Here is a 17,767-nt window from a genome sequence, read left to right as displayed (position 1 = left end):
GGGCGCATTCAACGGCGGCTTCATCCCGCGATGGCTTCCTCCAGCCTGTGCTGCGGCGGCTCATGTCGGCCTTGGTGCCCATGCGCCGCATCTCCGGGCCTGATCTTGAACCAGATCGAATACATGGCCGGCAGGAACACCAGGGTGAGGACGGTTCCGGCAAAGGTGCCGCCGATCAGCGTGTAGGCGAGCGTGCCCCAGAACACCGAATGGGTCAGCGGAATGAAGGCCAGGATCGCCGCCAGCGCGGTGAGGATGACCGGACGCGCACGTTGCACCGTAGCCTCGACCACGGCATGGAACGGATCCAGCCCGGCCGCTTCGTTGTGATGGATCTGCCCGATCAGGATCAGCGTGTTGCGCATCAGGATGCCCGACAACGCAATCAGTCCGACCAGCGCGTTGATGCCGAACGGCTGCCCGAACAGGATCAAAGTGGGCACCACGCCGATCAGGCCCAGCGGGCTGGTCAGGAACACCATCACCATTGCGGAAATGGAGCGCACCTGGAAGATGATGATCAGCAAAGTGGCGGCCAGCATGATCGGGAATAGCGGCAGCATGGCTTTCGTCGCCTTGCCCGACTCCTCGATCGACCCCGCTTCTTCGATGCGGTAGCCGCCGGGCAGCTTGGCGATGAGCGGCTGCAGCTGCTTGGCCATGGCGGTGGACACATCCGGCGGCTGCAGGTTTTCGGCGATGTCGCCACGCACCGTGATGGTCGGCGCGCGGTCGCGCCGGCGCATGACCGGCTCTTCCATGCGGACGTCCACCTGGCCCACCTGCGACAGCGGAATGCGCTGGCCATTGGCGCCCGCCAGCGTGAAGTCGCCGATCCTGGCCGGATCGAGGCGCACGCCGCCCGCCGCGCGCGCCACCACCTGCACCGTGCGGATGTCCTCGCGCACGGCGCTGACCGGTATGCCGCTCAGCAGGAACTGCAGTTGCTGCGCTACCGCACTGGAACTGAGCCCCACCGCCTGCAGGCGGTCCTGCTGCAGGCTGAAATGCAGCGTGGGTGTGCGGGTACCCCAATCGGCGTTCACCGTGCGCATCATCGGACTGGCGTCCATGACTTGCTCCACCTCCGTCGCGATGCCGCGCAGCTTGTCCGGGTCCGGGCCGGATATGCGGAACGCGACGGGGTATGGCGAATAGGGACCGAACACCAACTGGGTGACGCGCACGCGAGCCTCCGCGCCCAGGCCGTCGGCGATGGCCTTGCGCAACCGCTGCTTCAGCACTTCGCGCTCCTCCTGGTTGTCCGTGCGGATTACGATCTTGGCGAACGACGGATCGGGCAGCTCCGGCCCCATCGCCAGATAGAAGCGCGGCGCGCCCTGGCCGATGTAGGCAGTGACGATCTTGGCTTCTTGCTGCCTGGCCAGCCACGTTTCGACCTTCGCCGCCACGGCGCTGGTCTGCTCGATCGACGTGCCGTAGGGCATCTGCACTTCCACCAGCACCTCCGGACGGTCGGAGATGGGGAAGAACTGCTTCTTCACCAGCGCCATGCCGAGGATGGCCAGGACGAACAGGCCCACCACGGATCCGGCTACCAGCCATTTGCGCGCGATGACACGCCCCAGCAGCTGACGGAAACGGTTGTAGCGAGGCGTGTCGTAGATCGCCTCGTGGCCGCCTTCGACCTTTTTGAACTGCGGCAGCATCTTCACGCCCAGGTACGGCGTGAAGACCACCGCCACCACCCAGGAAGCGACCAGCGCAATGCCTACGATCCAGAACATGTTGCTGGTGTACTCGCCCGCGGTGGAGCGCGCGAAACCGTTGGGCATGAAGCCCACCGCCGTGACCAGCGTGCCCGCCAGCATGGGCGCGGCCGTGTGGCTCCATGCATAGGCCGAAGCGGCCACGCGGCTGTAGCCCTCTTCCATCTTCACCACCATCATTTCGATGGCGATGATGGCGTCGTCCACCAGCAGGCCCAGCGCCAGGATCAACGAGCCCAAGGTGATGCGATCGAAATTCTTGCCGGTGGCAGCCATCACCACGAACACTACCGCCAGCGTCAGCGGCACCGCCGCGGCCACCACGAGCCCCACGCGCCAGCCCATGCTGACGAAGCACACCACCATGACCACCAGCAGCGCGACGAAGAACTTCAGCATGAACTCATCGACCGCCGAGCTGATGTTGACGGCCTGGTCGGTGACTTTGGTAAGACTCATGCCCAGCGGCAGGCCGCCGTTGATCGCGCCGACTTCGCTGTCCAGCGCCTTGCCCAGATCCAGTCCGTTCCAGCCATCGCGCATGACGATGCCCAGCAACAAGGCGGGTTCGCCGTTGTTGCGGATCATGAAAGTGGCCGGATCCTCATAACCACGCTTGACCGTGGCGATGTCCGACAGCTTCAGCGTGCGGCCATGCGCCACCACCGGGGTATCTCTGATCTTCTGCAACGAATCGAAGGCGCCGTCCAGCCGAATGAATACCTCCGGCCCCTTCGTTTCGACCGATCCCGCCGGCGTCAGCGCGTTCTGGCTGTTGAGCGCGGCGAACACGTCCTGCGGGCTCACACCCAGCGTGGCCAGCCGATCGTGCGAGAACTCGACATAAATCTTCTCCGCCTGCTCGCCGATGATGTTGACCTTCTTCACGCCCGGCACGTGCAACAGGCGCTGGCGCAGGCCTTCCGCGTCGCGCACCAGCAGACGCTGGGGTTCGCCCTTGGCCTTGAGCGCGAACAGCGCAAAGGTAACGTCGGCATATTCGTCGTTGACCAGCGGCCCGATCACGCCGGGCGGAAGATTGCCGGTCTCATCGCCGATTTTCTTGCGCGCCTGGTAGAACTCTTCCTGCACGGCCGAGGGCGGCGTGCTGTCGAGCAAGGTCAAGGTGGTGAAAGCCAGGCCAGGACGCGTATAGGTTTCGGTGCGGTCGTACCAGCGCAGCTCCTGCATGCGCTTTTCGATCTTTTCGGCGACCTGGTCCTGCATTTCCTGCGCGGTGGCGCCAGGCCATGCGGTGACGATGGTCATCACCTTCACCGTAAAGGCCGGATCTTCCGCACGTCCCAGCTTGAAGAAGGCCAGCAGCCCGGCCACCGAGATCAGCAGGATCAGGAACAGCGTGATGGAGCGCTCGCGCACGGCGAGCGCGGAGAGATTGAAGCGACCTTCGCTCACGGCTGGCCCCCTTCATTCGCAGCGGCGGCAACCTGGCTGGCCACCCGCACCGGCTCGCCTTCGCGCAGCAGATGTGCGCCGAGCGCAACCACGCGGTCGCCTTGCTTGAGCTGGCCAGCGATGCGCGCACGGTCGTCGTCCAGATGCCGCAGCACCACCGGCCGCCAGGACACCTTGGCCGGCTCGCCGCCGATCACCCACACACCCGGCCCCTTGCCTGCGTCGAACAAGGCGCCCAGCGGCACCTGCAGGTCGCCCTGGGTGTCGGCATGGCCGGAAGGAAGACGGATCGTCACCGTCGTGCCCAGCGAGGCGCTGGCCAGCTCGCCTTGCAGGACATAGCGCGCTTCGAACGTGCGCGTGAGCGGATCGGCGGCATCGGAAAGCTGCCGCAAAGTAGCCGGCGCGCTTATGCCTTCCTTGCCGAACAATGCGGCCTGCGCGGCCGATCCGATCGCAGGACGCAGGGTTTCCGGCAGTTGCACCACGGCCTCGCGCGGCCCGGCGTGCGCCAGGCGCACCACGGTCTGACCGGCGCCGACGACCTGGCCCGGTTCGGCCAGCGTTTCCATCACCACGCCGTCGCCATCCGCCACCAGCTCGGCGTAGCCACTGGCATTGTTCGCCACGTTGGCGTCGGCTTCGGCGGCGCTCAACTGGGCTTTGGCGGCATCCGCTGCCGCCTTGACCTGGTCGTAGGCCGAGGCGGAAATCGCGCCGGTACCGCGCAGATCGCCATAGCGCGCCTCGTCCTCCGCTGTCTGTCTGGCGCGCGCGCGCGCGGCCGCGACGGCCTCCTGCCGTGCCTGCGCGGCCAGTTTCAGGTCGACCGGATCGATGCGCATCAGCGGCTGGCCGCGCTTGACGCTTTGCCCGGCATCCACCAAGCGCTGCAGCACCTTGCCGGCAACGCGGAAGCCCAGGTCGCTCTGCACCCGGGCGGCAACAGTGCCCGTGAACGAACGCATGGCGGGAAGCGCGCTCTGAACAGCGGCAACGCGAACCAGAGGCGCGTCGGTGCGCGGATCGGCGGGTGCCTTTCCGCCGCAAGCCGCCAGCGCAAACGTCAGTACCAGGACGACAGCAGGGGTAGCGAAACGAAGCCGGAACATAAAAAGCCCCATGGGCGAGTGACCAGGGCTTCATTCTGCTATCTAGTGACCAAATTAGTCAATAGTCACTTCAATCCCATCTTTCAGGGCGACAAGCTGCGCAGCACCAGGCCGGACAGCTGGCCCGGCGCTGCGTCGGTGTAGTCGAAGCTGTGCTGCAACAGCAGCGGGTTGAAATAGGGGCGCATCACGAGGTAGATCGCCGCGGCAGTTTCGTCCAGCGGCGTTTTGCGCTCGAAATCTCCGCTTTGCCGCCCCTCCTGCAGGATCTCCTTGAGCAGGGCCTGCACGCGCTCCTCATAGGCCACCACCGCCGCCCAACGTTCCGTGGCGGCCGAGGCAGCGATCTCGTAAAGCTTGCGATCCCGGAACAACAGGCGGAGCGTCGCCTCGGTGAAGCCCTTGAACATGCGCCGCAGCTTTTCCGACGGCTGGTCGGTCTCGGCGATAGCCGCCATCACTTCGGCCTCGATCTCGCGCAGGCAGTTGGCGCAGATCATCTCGCCGATGGCCTGCTTGGACTCGAAGAACTTGTAGATGTACGCCTTGGAAAACCCGACCGCCTTGGCCAGGTCCGACACCGTGGTTTTCTCGTAGCCGTACCGGCTGAAATGCTCGGTGGCGGCGGTGACGATCTGGTCGCGCACTTCGTGGTCGATCGGACCGCGGGCAGGCTGAGGCGTAGGGGCTGCTTTTTTCATAGGTCAGGAGCTTACCCTTCGCCTCGGGATTGGACAACTAGTGACCATTTGGTAATATGGTCACTATCCACCACTCCGGAGCGAACCCATGTCGCCCAAACACGTCTTAGCTGTGCTGATGGCCGGCGGCCTCCTCGCGGGCTGCGCCGTCGGCCCCGATTACGTCCGGCCCCGGGTCGCGATGCCCGACCATTTCCAAGGCCAGGCCGAGGTCGGTCAACGACACGCGCCGGCCGGCGCGGAACTCGCGACTTGGTGGACAGGCTTCGGCGATCCGCAGCTGACCCGGTACGTGACGCTCGCACTCGAACAAAATCTGGACCTCGCGCAGGCGTCCGCACGCGTCGCCCAGGCACGCGCCGGACTTGGCGCGGCCACGGCCGCCCTGCTGCCTTCCGGCAACATCAGCGGCCAGGCTGCCAGGGCCTACCAGTCGGTGGAAACGCCGCTGGGCCAGGTTCTGAACGCCACGCCCGGTTTCGACCGCTACGGCAACAGCTACGAGGCCGACTTCAGCGCGAGCTGGGAACTGGATGTGTTCGGCGGCCTCCGCCGCGGACGGGAGGCGGCGCTGGCCGACTACCAGGCTTCCGAAGCCGGCGCCCTGGCCACGCGCCTGGCCGTGGCGGCGCAGACCGCCGACATCTACATCACCATCCGCGGACTGCAGGCGCGCCTGAAGGTGGCGCGCCAACAAGTGCAGACGCAGCAGGACCTGCTCGCCACCATCAAGCTGCTGTACGGCAAGGGATTGGCACCTGAGCTTCAAGTGAAGCAAGCCGATGGCGCGCTGGCGCAGGTGCAGGCATCCGTCCCGGTGCTCGAAACGGGTTTGGATGCGGCCATGAACGCGCTTGATGTGATGCTGGGCGCTCAGCCGGGCACGCATCGGGCAGAGCTCATGGAAGATCGCGAGATTCCGAGCGCCCCGCAGATCGCCGCCACCGAAACACCGGGCGAACTGCTCCGCCGTCGCCCTGACCTGATCGTGGCCGAACGGCGCCTCGCCGCATCCAACGCGCGGATCGGCGTCGCCATCGCCGAGTACTACCCCAAGCTTTCGCTGAGCGGATTGATCGGCAGTGCTACTTCCGTAGCCGGCGGCAACCTGTTCACCAGTGGCGCCAATCAGGCCGCCGGCGTGCTGGGCCTGCGCTGGCGCCTGTTCGATTTCGGCCGCATCAACGCGCAGATCCAGCAGGCCAAAGGTCAGCAGGCAGAAATGCTGGCGGCGTATCGGCTGGCAGCTCTGCACGCGACCGAGGATGTGGAGAACGCGTTCTCGGCCCTGGTCAAGCGCGAGGAGCAAACCGCCGTGCTTGACCGGGGTGTGGATTCGCTCGGTCGTGCGCGCGCGGCGTCGTTCGCGGCCTATCAAAAGGGCGTAGTCAGTCTGATCGAGGTGCTCCAGGCGGACGAAAACCTGCTGCGCGCCTCCGACGAGCGAGCACAGGCGCAGACGGAGTCGGCGCGCGCCGCGGTCGCCGCATTCAAGGCGCTTGGCGGCGGATGGCAAGCTCGGGAATCCGGAGCGGCCGTTGTCGCCCGGTAGCCGCCATGGACAAACGATTGACCCGAGATCAAGCCCGCGAGCAAACACGCTTGCGTTTGCTCGCCGCGGCGAGCGTGGAGGATATCGCCGCAAGCTGGCTACACGCGTGGTGCGTTCGAAGCGACCGGGAAGTCAGCCGGCACCGGCCATCGGTCAACTCAAAAGAGGACTTATGCAAATGGACAAAGTTTACTTTGAACGCGACGGCCTTGAGCTTGTCGGCCACCTGTTTACACCCGAAGGTTTCGACGAGCAGCACCTGTACAACGCCGTGATCGTCCAAGGCTCCCTCACATCGGTCAAGGAACAGATGGCGGGGACGTACGCACAAAAGCTCGCCGGTCAAGGCTTCGTGGCGCTCGCTTTCGACTACAGCCACTACGGTGAAAGCGCGGGAGAGCCGCGGCAGCTTGAGTCACCGGCGGAGAAGCTACGGGACCTTCAAGCGGCGGTGTCATTCCTAAGCCAACGGCCATATGTGCGGGCTGTCGGCATGGTCGGCATCTGCACCTCCGCCGGAAACGCCATCGAGTTGGGGGCCGTTGAGCCTGGGCTTCGGGTCTTGGCCACCATTGCGGCCTTTCTTCCTGGACCCGCGTTGTACAACAAGCTCTATGGCGACGACGGCGTGGCTACGCGCAAGGCCCGATCGTCGGCATCCCGGCGCAAGTACGAAAAAAGCGGAGAACTGGATCTCGTACCGGCCTATAGCGAGACCGATCCGACGGCGATTAATGTCGGCAAGCCTGGCTCGTACGACTACTACCTCAACCCGTCACGAGGCAACGTCCCCACCTACAGAAATCAGGCAGCGCTCATGGGTTTGGAGCAGTTCATGGAGTTCGATCCCATCAGCAAAGCGGCTCGTATGACTGCGCCCACCTTGATCGTCCACTCAGACGGCTGTGCATTTCCAGACGAGGCGAGAAGACTGTTTGCTGAGCTTCGGGTTGAAAAGGAACTGGTCTGGGCCGATGGCACGCATTACGACTATTACGACTCGCAACAACAGGTAGACAACGCGGTCGCGAACGTGGCCCGATTCTTCAAGGCTCACATGGCCCCCGAAGCAAGCGAGGAAACTTAGAGAGCGGCGAGATCCGGTACCCTGCCACCGATCACCTGCCCTGATCACCAGCCCTCAGCGGAGACAGATTGAGCAGCCTGATCTGGACTGGAAGTGCCTTGGCACCAATCCGCGCCGGCTATCCGGCCGGGTGCACCTGCCTCCCATGGCGGCCGCGGCGTCACGCACGGTGTGGGCCGCGACATCGACGACGCCGTCCGCCTGACCGCTGCTCCAGCTCACTTTGGGGCACCGGCGCCGGTTGTACAGACGATGGCTCCATGCGGCGCAGTCTATGAGACAGATAAATCGGATAATTACCAGGTAGCAACAAGTGCTCGCGGAACCTGGGTTTCTGACGAATCGGCTCATCAACGTCAGACCAGCAAAGGGCAGCAACGAAGTTCAACTTGAAGGGGGGCAGCGCTGCGAGCGGGAGGCTACGCGGCAACGGCGGTGAATTGAATTGACACCCAGATAGATTCGAGCACATTCAACAGGGAGAACACGCAGTGATCAGCAACAGGATGAAGATCTCGTTCGGCATGGCCATCAGCGCCATCAGCGCACTTGCCGCGTCCGCACAGGCCGCATCGCTGGACCCCACCTTCGGTTCGGCAGGCATCACCTCCACCGCATTCGGCAGCTACGGTGCCGCCGCCAAGGTGGTCATCCAGCCGGACGGACGGATCGTTACCGCCGGCCAGGACGCCCTCGGCGACTTCGCACTGGCGCGCTATACGACGACCGGCGCACTGGATACGAGCTTCAATGGCACCGGCAAGGTCACCACCACGCCGTCCGGCAGCTGCTCGGGACAGGCGCGGGCGCTCGCCCTGCAGGCGGATGGCAAGATCGTCGTTGCAGGCACCTCGTGTCCGAACTTCACCTCCACCCGCAACTTCACCGTCTATCGCTACAACACGGATGGTTCGCTGGACACCAGCTTCGGCAGCTCGGGCAAGGCGACCGTCAATTTCTATGCGGGGGCTTCGGAAGCCTTTGCCGTTGCCGTACAGGGCGGCTCGATCTGGGTTGCGGGCTATGCCGGTTCCGGCTTTGCGCTGGCGCGCCTGACCAGCAGCGGGACGCTGGATTACAGCTTCGGCAGCGGTACCGGCACCGTCACCTCCGCGCTTGGCACCAGCTCGGCCTTCGCCAACAGCCTGGTCATCCAGGCGGATGGCAAGCCGGTGCTGGCCGGCTACGCATCGAGCGGCGGCACCGTGTTCGCGTTGACGCGCTACACCGCGAATGGCGCGCTGGACACCACGTTCGGTACCGGCGGCAAGGTTCTGACCAATGTGGGCGGCACGTTCAGCGGCAACTCCGCCATCGCCACCGCGCTGGCGATCCAGGTCGATGGCAAGATCGTCGCTGCCGGCTATGCGAACAGCACGAGCGGCGGCTACTACCGATTTGCCGCCGTCCGTTACACCAGCACCGGCGCGCTGGACAGTGGCTTTGGATCCGGCACCGGCAAGGTCCTTGCCGCCATCGGCAGCGGCGATGCGATCGGCAGCGATATGGCCATCGACGCCAGCGGAGGCATCATTGTCGGCGGCTACTCCAGTGCGGGCAGCTACCGCCAGTTGACCTTGAATCGCTACGACCAGCTCGGCAACCAGGACTACAGCTTCGGACCGGTTGCCACCGCAGTCGGCAGCGCGAATGCCGCCGTTCAAGGGCTCGCCATACAAGGCGACGGCAAGATCGTCGTCGTGGGCTATGGCAACTCGCCAACGACCTTCGTCGTTGCGCGCTATCAGTAACTGCCGCTCGACATCGACGGCCTCAACGGCGGCATCAGCAAAGCCCCTCCCGCTTTCTGCGGGAGGGGTTGCCGCAACCGCAGGCCGCAGGTCAGGCAGTACCGGCCAGCGCGTTGGTCACGGCATGGCTGAAGGCCTCCAGCGCGAACGGCTTGGCGATCATCCGCATGTTCGGCCCCAGGAATTCCGATCTCAGGGCGGCGCCCTCGGCATAGCCGGTCATGAACAGCACCGGCACCGAAGGGTGATCCTGGCGGAACAGCTCGGCGAGCTGCCGCCCGTTCATGCCGGGAAGACCCACATCGGTCACCAGCAGATCGATATGGCTCAGCGCGGAAACATGGGACAGCGCATCGTTGGCATCGCGCGCGGTCACCACCGCATAGCCAAGCTCCTCGAGCAGGAAGTTGACCAGCAGCCTTACCTGGTCGTCGTCCTCCACCACGAGGATCAGCTGCCCCTCGCCCTTCGGCGCCTGCGCATCCCGCGGAAGCGCCACGCCCTCGGCAAGCGCGGGCGCGACGGGCAGGTAAAGCGAAATGGTCGTGCCCTTGCCGGGCGCCGACTGCAGGTCGATGAAGCCTTTCGACTGCTGCATGAAGCCGTAGATCATCGACAGGCCCAGGCCGGTACCCTGCCCGATCGGCTTGGTCGTGAAGAACGGCTCGAACGCGCGATCCTTGACGGCCGGCTCCATGCCGGCGCCGTCGTCGGCGACTTCGACCACCACGTAGCCGCCGGCATGCGCCTCGGCGCCATCGCCCGGAAACGGCATGGCCGCCGCATACCGCGTAGCGATCCGCAGATGCCCGCCAGCGGGCATCGCATCCCGCGCGTTGATGCATAGATTGAGCAGCGCACTCTCCAGCTGGTTGACATCCACCAGCGCCCTGGCCAGCGGCGTCGCCAGCGCAACCTGCACCTGGATCCGCTCGCCCAGCGTCTGCGTCAACAGCATATGCATCGACTGGATCAGCGCATTCACGTCGACGGGACGCGGATCCAGCGACTGCCGCCTCGAAAAGGCGAGCAGGCGCTGCGTGAGCGCGGCGGCGCGGCCGGCGGCCTCGGTCGCTGCCCGCACCACCTTGGCGGTGCGCTCGTCCGTAACCCGGATCGAGACGATATCCAGCGCGCCGATGATGCTGGTGAGCATGTTGTTGAAGTCATGCGCGATGCCGCCGGTGAGCTGCCCCACCGCCTCCATTTTCTGCGCCTGCCTGAGCGCGGCTTCGCTTTCCGAGCGTGCCTGCATTTCCGCGCGCAGGGCGGAGGTCCGCTCGGCGACCGTTCGCTCCAGGCGCGTGGCGGCCTGCCTGACCGCGTCCAGCGCATCCTTTCGCTCGGTGATGTCGGTCGCGAACAGATGCACGCCGTCGATCCGGCCGTCCTCGACGCGGCGGGGGATATAGCGGATCTCGGTCTCGCGGCGCCGGCCGTCCGGATCGGGCCAGGCCAGTTCGAGCCGCACAGGTTCGCCGGCCAGCGCCTGGCGCACGGCTTGCTGCTGCAGCTCCCAGCGCTCCGGGCCGAATACCTGTTCGATGGTCTTGCCGAGCATGTCCGCGGGGTCGATGCCGAACCAGGCCTGGTAGGCGCGGTTGGCAAAGCGATAGCGGCAGCCGGTATCGATCAAGGCGATCAGTACCGGCAGCGAGTCGGTGATGCGCCGCAACTCCGCCTCGCTGTCGGCCAGGGCCTTCTGACTGAAAGCCAGGTCTTCCATGCGGTCCCTGATCTCGAACTGCTTCTGCCGGGATCGCATGGCGGTGGCCACCGCGCTGAGCAGCGAGTCCGAGCCGACCGGCCGCTCCAGCTCGATCCGGTTCAGGACGATGTGCGGCAACGGCGAAACGCGCGCCCCGCGCCCGGGCCGGGCGGATTGAAGAACCACGAAAGGTATATCCGACCAGGTCGGCTGCCCCGTCAGCGATCGCTGCAGCGCATCCGTCCCGCCCTCCAGTGCTTCTTCCGTGAGGATGACCACGCCGGTCTGCTCGCCGATGTGCGAGGCCAGGGCGATCTGGTCCGGATAGCGCGCCGCGCGATAGCCGTTCCGGGTCAATACTTCGACCAGGCTTTCGCTATCGCGCTGCCATGGCGCCACGACCTGCACCAGGCTACCGCGCGCCGTCCCGTCATGCATCCCGGTTTTCCAGTAAGGGAGCGCCGTTGCCCACGAATTCGGGCGTTCCCGTAAGCACGCCGTGGAACCCCGTCAGCGGCTCGCCCACCCGCAGTCCCTGGCTGTCGATATAGAGCTCGCGGATCGTATCCTCGTGTTTGCCGCTGCGATTCTTGATGACGGAGATCGCCTTCCTGATGCGACCATGCGCCTCGAAGAAGCGGAACAGAATCACCGTATCCGCAATGTAGGAAACATTGAGCTTTCCGGTGTCCAGCGATCCGGATCAGGCCGAACAGCGGGTTGATCAGAAAGGTCGTTACGCCGGACTGGTTGAGGAAGGCGAGCAGTTCATGCATCTGCAGCAGCAGGTGCTTCTCCTGGGGCATCGCGGAGAGGTAGCCGTTGAGGCTATCGATCACCACCATCCTGCACCGCTCCTGCTGAACCGCATGAAAGACCCGCCAGGCGAACTCCCCGGGAGACATCTCCGCCGGGTCGATCTGGGTGATCTGCAGCAATCCATCGTCGATGAACCGGGCCAGATCGACGCCCATCGCGTGCGCCCGACTGAGCAAGGTGCCGATGCGCTCGTCGAACTCGTACACATGGCAACGCTCGCCGCGCGCACATGCCGCTCCGACGTATTGCATGGCAAGCGTGGTCTTGCCGGTGCCGGCCGGCCCGGTGAGCAAGGTGCTGGTGCCCCGCAGGAAGCCGCCGCCCATCAGGGCATCGAGGTGCGGGACGCCGCTCAGGGTCGGCTCGTTGCCGAACTCGATGTGATGATCGGCGGCAACCAGCCTGGGATAGACCTCGACGCCGCCGGTACGGATATTCAGATCGTGGTATCCGGCCAGGAAAACCTGTCCGCGCAATTTCTGCACCTGCAGGCGTCGCCGGGCCGCGCCGAAGTCCAGGGCGAAACGCTCGAGCGAAATGACCCCGTGGCTGATGCTGTGCAGATGCGTATCGCGATCGCGGCCTTCGCTGGTCAAGTCGTCGATGAACAGCACCGTGGTGCTGCGCGGAGAAAAGAACTGCTTGAGCGCCAGCACCTGGCGACGGTAGCGCAACGGATCCTGCGCGAGCAGGCGAAGTTCCGACAGGCTGTCGAAGACCACGCGCTTCGGTTCGAGCCGCTCCACCTCCTGCTTGATCAGCCGGATGGTTTCCCCGAGCTCCATTTCCCAGGAATGAAACACGGACTGGCTTCGTCCCTCGCCGAGCACTTCCTCGACGGAGGATAGCTCGATCAGGTCGACTCCGGCCAGATCCCAGCCATGCGAAGCCGCCACCTCCCTGAGCTCTTCCGCGGTCTCCGACAATGTCACGTAGAGGCAGCGATCGCCCGCTCTTACGCCCTCCAGCAGAAACTGCATGGACAGCGTGGTTTTCCCCGATCCCGGCTGTCCTTCGAGCAGATAAAGATGCCCTGCAGGAAGTCCGCCGAGCAGAACCGCATCCAAACCGGGAACGCCGAGACTGCAGCGGGACGTCGAGGGCATAGGCTGACCGGGGACAGCGGAGAGACCTTGTATTTTTGGGAAAGAGCTTAAGGATTGTGTCTAGATCGCGTGAAACGACGATCGACATTTGACGTCAATGCCGCTGGCATGCGTTTCAAAACATGCGAGGCGCCGCCTGCGCCGGCAGCCCCGCCTCGCCGAGGGCATCCAGCAACACCTGCCAGGCGGTCGGACGCATATGCATGCCGATCATGCGCAACCCGTCGGTGGCGATGGGCGTGGCCGCCACGGAATGGCGCAACTCCAGCAACGCCTCCGGCTGCACCAGGGAACCGTTCGGTCCCAGCGGCATGACCATCTCGCCGGTATGCAGCAGGTGCGCATCGGCGATCCAGCTCATGGTCATCGGCTGTTCGCCCTCGGTGATGGGATAGAGCACGATGGCGTTGCGTCCACGACCGATCGTAATCGGTGCCGAAACGGCCCTGATCACGGGCGCCAGCGGATGCATGGCCAATGCGTCCGGCGCCAGCGTGCGAGGCGCGGCCAGCATCGCGCGGATCACCTCCACATTGCGGTCGCGCACATAGATCGGAATGCCGCGCGCCGCATATTCGCGCACGCCGGCCACGTGCCAGTAGAACGCGGTCGATGTCACCAGCGCCTTCACCGGCACGCCGGGAAAGCGACGCGCCGCCTCGTCCAGCACCTTGCGCGAGTAGCCGTTCGAGATGGGCGCATCGATGATCACCAGGCCATCGTCCTGGCGCACGATGGTGCTGAACCAGGAACCCGGAATCTGCACGATGCCCGGCGCGATCTCCGCGATCGGCGCCTTGGGATCCGGCGCCAGGCCCGCGGGCTGGCCGAGCGCGAGATCGTCGACCGTGGTGTGCGATAAGGCGACACCGGTGTCCGGCATGGCGAACGCCGGTGCATCCAGCGCCGTATCCACATGCAGCTCGCTGATCACGCTCGTCTTCAAGTGCACGCCATTGCGCGAGAGGTCCGCCTGCACCGGATAGCGCACGCCGTCGAATACGGCGTAATTCATCCATTCCACGCGGTCGTGCACGTCGCCCATGGCGTTGTAGGCGATGTCCGAGCCGTTGGCGCGGTGCAGGACCCGCGTGACTTCGACGGCGCCTGGCAACCCGGTAGCGATATCGAGGAACAGGCGTACGGGATAGCGCCCAGCGCGAAACGACACGACGTGCTGCGCCATGCCGTGCACGACGGCATCCTGCTCGCGGACCAGGCCGTCTACCCGCTCCGCCAATAACAGCGCCGACACAGGTTCATCGACATCCCACGCGGGCGGCGCCTCTTCGCGCGTGGTTCTCGGCGGTTGGCCAGCCACCACCCGATCCGTGCGCTCCTCTTCCGGCGTGAGCAGGGTGCGCGTATGCAACGATGACGGCGCCGCCCCCGCGCCGAACTGGCTGACGTCGGTCAGGCGCCGGTGGCCCTGCAGGTCATTCCATACTGACGCACGCGATGCGCCCTGGAAGACATAAGGCGCATCCGCATGGTCGAACTCGACAATGTCCCATTCGGCGCCGATCGTTTCCACCCGAAGCATGGCGACGCGATGCAGATCATGGCTCTGGCCCATGGCCTTCAGTGCATCGGCGACCAGGGCCTGCGCCGTGCTGTCCGCCGCCCTGCCCGCATTGGCGAACGACAGGCTTGCGGCGCTTGCGAGAGAGAATCCGATCAACAGAGTGAAGCGCATGGGTGACCTCGGCAGCGGCGGTTCCGCGCGCGGGCGGAGTCGTGTGATTCGAGGCACAATGCAGGCCCGTCGCGTCACCCGCATAAGATGTGGGACGAACGGCACCAGGGACGGGATGACCGGCGCGCGGATCGTGGCGAAGGTCCGCACGGCAAATATCGGAAGCCAACCAGGGGAAATCCATGAAGTTCACCAAGACGCTTTTCATCGCGGCGCTGCTGCTTTCCGGCACCGCCCAGGCAGGCCCTTACACCGACAAGCTGTCGGCCTGCCTGGTCGGGCAGAGCACGATGGACGATCACGTGATCATCGTGCAGTGGATGTTCGCCGCGATGTCGAAGCACCCGTCAGTAGCGCCGATGGGAACGGTTTCCGAGGCCCAGGTCGACAAGGCCAACCTCCGCATGGCGCAACTGTTCACCCGCCTGTTGACGGTCACCTGCCGCGACCAGGCCGTGCTTGCCCTGAAGAACGAAGGCGAAGTCGCCATCCAGCAGGGCTTCCAGGCCCTCGGCCAGGTGGCCGGGCGTGAACTGTTCATGGACCCGAACGTGGCGAAGGGTCTGTCCGGGATGACGAAATACATCGACACGAAGAAGGTGGCGGTACTGAGAAGCCCCTGAGCGGCTTCCGGTTGCGCAGACGAAGCGGGCGCGATGGGGTATCTCCACCGCGCCCGTTGTTTGTCACCTTGCCTGCGGCATCACAGCCCGATCATCGAGACACGCGTCGCCCAGTTGCCCAGCGCGCCGCGCGTGCCGCCGCACTGGAACAGCGGCGGCGACAGGTACTGGGCCAGGCTGCAGGTCTGCGCGATGTACTCCGAGGCGAGCCAGATCCGGTTGCCATCGGCGGCCGCCGCGCCGTAGTCGCCCCAGCGCGGACGGTTGTCACCCAGGTAGGGGATGCCGGTGAAACCGTCCCAGGGGCCCGCGCCGGCTGCGGCGATGTGCACGTCGCCAGCGCCGGCCTTCGCATCCAGGCTGGCGTAGCCCGCGCTCGGATAGTCGTTGGGGCCGACCACCGTGAACGCGATGACGCCGCGCCCGCTCTGCGTCACCGCCGCCGCGCCATAAGTCAGGTTCGCGTCCGGCAAGGCCAGCGTGCCGTTGGCGAAGATGCCACCAGAGTCCGGATTGATGACGAAGTAGCTGATGCCTGAGCCGTGGCTGCCGTCACCGAGCAGCACGTCGGTATCCAGCGTGCCCCAGAGCTTGCCGTTGGCGTAGCTGACCTGCTGCATGCGCGAGTCGTTCACTGCCAGGTCGCGCGGCGCCGGGTAGACGAAGTTCGGGTAACCGAGGTACGTCGGCGCGCAGCCGGTCAAGGCAAAGCAGTCGCGCAACGGTGTGCTGCCGGGCTTCTGCCGCGCCAGGCTGCTCGGTACCGCGTATGGCTTCACCGTCAATGGCGCGACGTTCAACGTGACGGCCGACGGCGCACTGTCGATGGCCTGCGTATGGGTCACCGACCACAACCACAAGGTGTTGGAGGTGCCCGAGTCGTAGAACACGGCGTCCGAGCTGAGCAGGTACTCGGTGCCACCAAGCCCGGTGGCATATTGTCCGCCGGACGAGACCGCGGGCCATACCGTGAACGCAGGGGCCGGAATGGCCGGGTCGCCGGCGTTGAACATCGCCACGTTGGCGGCATCGCCAGCGACCAGTGCCCGCTTGGCGATGACGTAGATCTGCGCGCCATAGAAGCCATCGGCGAACAGCGCGTACTCGTTGGTAGTCAGGAAGATCGCATTGGCGTCGACGCCGATGTGCGGATAGTCGCCCAGGCAGAAGCCGCCCGCGCAACCGTGGTCCGGCGTGCCCTGCGTACCGTTGTTCTGCACCGGCAGGCGGTAGATGTTCCAGGCGCCGGTCGGATCGGCGCTCTGGCTGACCGCAATGTCGAGGTGGTTGTTGCCGGAGAACGACGAGGTCGTGCCCACGCGGTCGATCGTCAGCACGACATGGAACCAGCGCTGCACGCCTGCGTCGTAGTAGCAGCTCGGATCGGTGATCTCGGGCCCGTACGCGCCGGTGCTGCGATTGATCGCCGCGGGGTAGTGATAGAAGGTGTTGAGATCGACGGGGCCGACCAGCTTGCCGCCGTTGCTGCTGTAGATCGCCAGCACGTCGTTGACGCTTTCCACCACGAAGCCGTTGCCGGCGCAAAGCCCCTGATCGGGCGGCTCGATCGAGAACTGATTGCCGCCGTTGGCGTAGCGCTGGTCGTGGAAATTGAGGCCGTCGAAGCCACCCAGAAGCTCGGGGCTCGATTTGGCGCGCCTGGCGGTGCCCATGCTGTTGCCGCCGGCATGGCCGTGCGGCAGGCCGCGATTCACCACGGGTCTTGAACCGATGTCGCCGACATCGCCCGAATCGGCATCCCCGGCGCTCATCGCCGGATCCAGTTCCAGGCTGGCATATGGCGCGCCGCCGAGAGGCGTGGTCACCGGTACGGTGGTGCCTCCTCGCTGCAGCTTCAGGGTGGTTGGCGAGGTGCCGAAAGCACAGGTGGCCGCTCCCACGGCCGCAACGGCAATGAGCAGACGAGTCTTCATAGCACTGGGTCTCCCGTTCGTATTCGATAGGTGACCGCGCCCCCGGTAGAACGCCGTTGTCGGCCGCGCCGCTCAGCGTCCGCGCAAGTACGCATATATTGCATATGCGTCCGGCAACGATAGGCGCATCCGCATTGGGGCGCCATCGTCCATAAGGCCAGGGTGCCCGACGACTGCCGCTTGCCGCAGCAAGCTCTAAGCAAGATTTCGCTCTCAACACACCGCGCGAACCGGACTTCGTTCGTCATATCGGCGTCGACAACTCCAGCGGACAAGCCGGAAGGCGGCGTTGGAACCCGCCGCCTTCCGAAGCCTGCATCAGTGGTGCTTATCGTAATCGCGCTGGCGATCCTTCTCCTTGCCAATCTCCTTCTGGATCTTGCCGGCATTCTTTTCGAGATTGCCCGCCGCTTCCTTGACCGGATTGTTGGTGACCTTGCCTACGCCTTCTTTGACTGCACCTTTGACTTCGTGCTTGGTGCCTTCAATGCGATTCTTGTCCATCACATTCTCCTGTAGCGCCGTTTCGCGG

At 65.2% G+C, this 17,767-nt stretch carries 11 protein-coding genes and 1 pseudogene; 4 read left to right on the top strand and 8 right to left on the bottom strand.

All coding sequences use genetic code 11. The features are described from left to right. Nucleotides 1–20: 20 nt before the first annotated feature. From BM172_RS06345 to BM172_RS06335, 3 genes are all read right to left on the bottom strand, one after another. A complete protein-coding gene (locus BM172_RS06345; RefSeq protein ID WP_026636041.1) occupies nucleotides 21–3,146 on the bottom strand; it encodes an efflux RND transporter permease subunit in 3,126 nt (1,041 codons plus the stop codon). Next, the gene (locus BM172_RS06340; protein WP_026636040.1) at nucleotides 3,143–4,258 is read right to left on the bottom strand and encodes an efflux RND transporter periplasmic adaptor subunit; all 1,116 of its coding nucleotides are present in this window, start codon (nucleotides 4,256–4,258) and stop codon (nucleotides 3,143–3,145) included. Before BM172_RS06340 ends, BM172_RS06345 begins: the two co-directional genes overlap by 4 nt. Before the next feature lie 83 nt (nucleotides 4,259–4,341). After that, the gene (locus BM172_RS06335; protein ID WP_026636039.1) at nucleotides 4,342–4,959 is read right to left on the bottom strand and encodes a TetR/AcrR family transcriptional regulator; all 618 of its coding nucleotides are present in this window, start codon (nucleotides 4,957–4,959) and stop codon (nucleotides 4,342–4,344) included. An 88-nt stretch (nucleotides 4,960–5,047) separates the two neighbouring features. On the opposite strand from BM172_RS06335, the gene BM172_RS06330 reads away from it, so the two are divergent. The 3 genes from BM172_RS06330 (at nucleotide 5,048) to BM172_RS06320 (ending at nucleotide 9,349) form a co-directional block, all read left to right on the top strand. Continuing rightward, nucleotides 5,048–6,511, top strand: a complete 1,464-nt coding sequence (locus tag BM172_RS06330; protein WP_026636038.1) for an efflux transporter outer membrane subunit — start codon at nucleotides 5,048–5,050, stop codon at nucleotides 6,509–6,511. 178 nt (nucleotides 6,512–6,689) lie between these two features. Continuing rightward, nucleotides 6,690–7,598, top strand: coding sequence for an alpha/beta hydrolase (locus tag BM172_RS06325; protein WP_197022880.1), 909 nt, complete (start codon nucleotides 6,690–6,692; stop codon nucleotides 7,596–7,598). 491 nt (nucleotides 7,599–8,089) lie between these two features. Further along, the gene (locus BM172_RS06320; protein ID WP_026636036.1) at nucleotides 8,090–9,349 is read left to right on the top strand and encodes an NHL repeat-containing protein; all 1,260 of its coding nucleotides are present in this window, start codon (nucleotides 8,090–8,092) and stop codon (nucleotides 9,347–9,349) included. A gap of 91 nt (nucleotides 9,350–9,440) precedes the next feature. On the opposite strand, the gene BM172_RS06315 is transcribed toward BM172_RS06320, so the two are convergent. From BM172_RS06315 to BM172_RS06305, 3 genes and pseudogenes are all read right to left on the bottom strand, one after another. Next, on the bottom strand, nucleotides 9,441–11,495 hold the full coding sequence (locus BM172_RS06315) for a hybrid sensor histidine kinase/response regulator (protein WP_026636035.1): 2,055 nt from the start codon (nucleotides 11,493–11,495) through the stop codon (nucleotides 9,441–9,443). Beyond that, a pseudogene (locus tag BM172_RS06310) lies at nucleotides 11,488–12,982 on the bottom strand (ATPase domain-containing protein). The gene BM172_RS06315 and the pseudogene BM172_RS06310 overlap by 8 nt, the downstream one beginning before the upstream one ends. 115 nt (nucleotides 12,983–13,097) lie before the next feature. Next, on the bottom strand, nucleotides 13,098–14,678 hold the full coding sequence (locus BM172_RS06305; protein ID WP_026636034.1) for an MBL fold metallo-hydrolase: 1,581 nt from the start codon (nucleotides 14,676–14,678) through the stop codon (nucleotides 13,098–13,100). 182 nt (nucleotides 14,679–14,860) lie between these two features. Between BM172_RS06305 and BM172_RS06300 the strand changes: the two genes are divergently transcribed. Then, complete coding sequence (locus BM172_RS06300) at nucleotides 14,861–15,301, top strand: hypothetical protein (RefSeq protein ID WP_026636033.1); 441 nt, start codon at nucleotides 14,861–14,863, stop codon at nucleotides 15,299–15,301. Nucleotides 15,302–15,381: 80 nt separating this feature from the next. Here BM172_RS06300 and BM172_RS06295 read toward each other — a convergent pair whose 3' ends face one another. Both BM172_RS06295 and BM172_RS06290 read right to left on the bottom strand, forming a co-directional pair. After that, nucleotides 15,382–17,235: a hypothetical protein gene (locus tag BM172_RS06295; protein WP_026636032.1), complete on the bottom strand. Its 1,854-nt coding sequence runs from the start codon at nucleotides 17,233–17,235 to the stop codon at nucleotides 15,382–15,384. A gap of 318 nt (nucleotides 17,236–17,553) precedes the next feature. After that, the gene (locus BM172_RS06290; protein ID WP_026636031.1) at nucleotides 17,554–17,739 is read right to left on the bottom strand and encodes a CsbD family protein; all 186 of its coding nucleotides are present in this window, start codon (nucleotides 17,737–17,739) and stop codon (nucleotides 17,554–17,556) included. Nucleotides 17,740–17,767: the final 28 nt, after the last annotated feature.

The organism is Dyella marensis, from assembly GCF_900112865.1.
In the GTDB taxonomy this organism is placed as follows: Bacteria; Pseudomonadota; Gammaproteobacteria; order Xanthomonadales; family Rhodanobacteraceae; genus Dyella_D; species Dyella_D marensis_A.
Note: the sequence above shows the minus strand (reverse complement) of the source record. Positions and strands in the feature narration are given on the sequence as shown.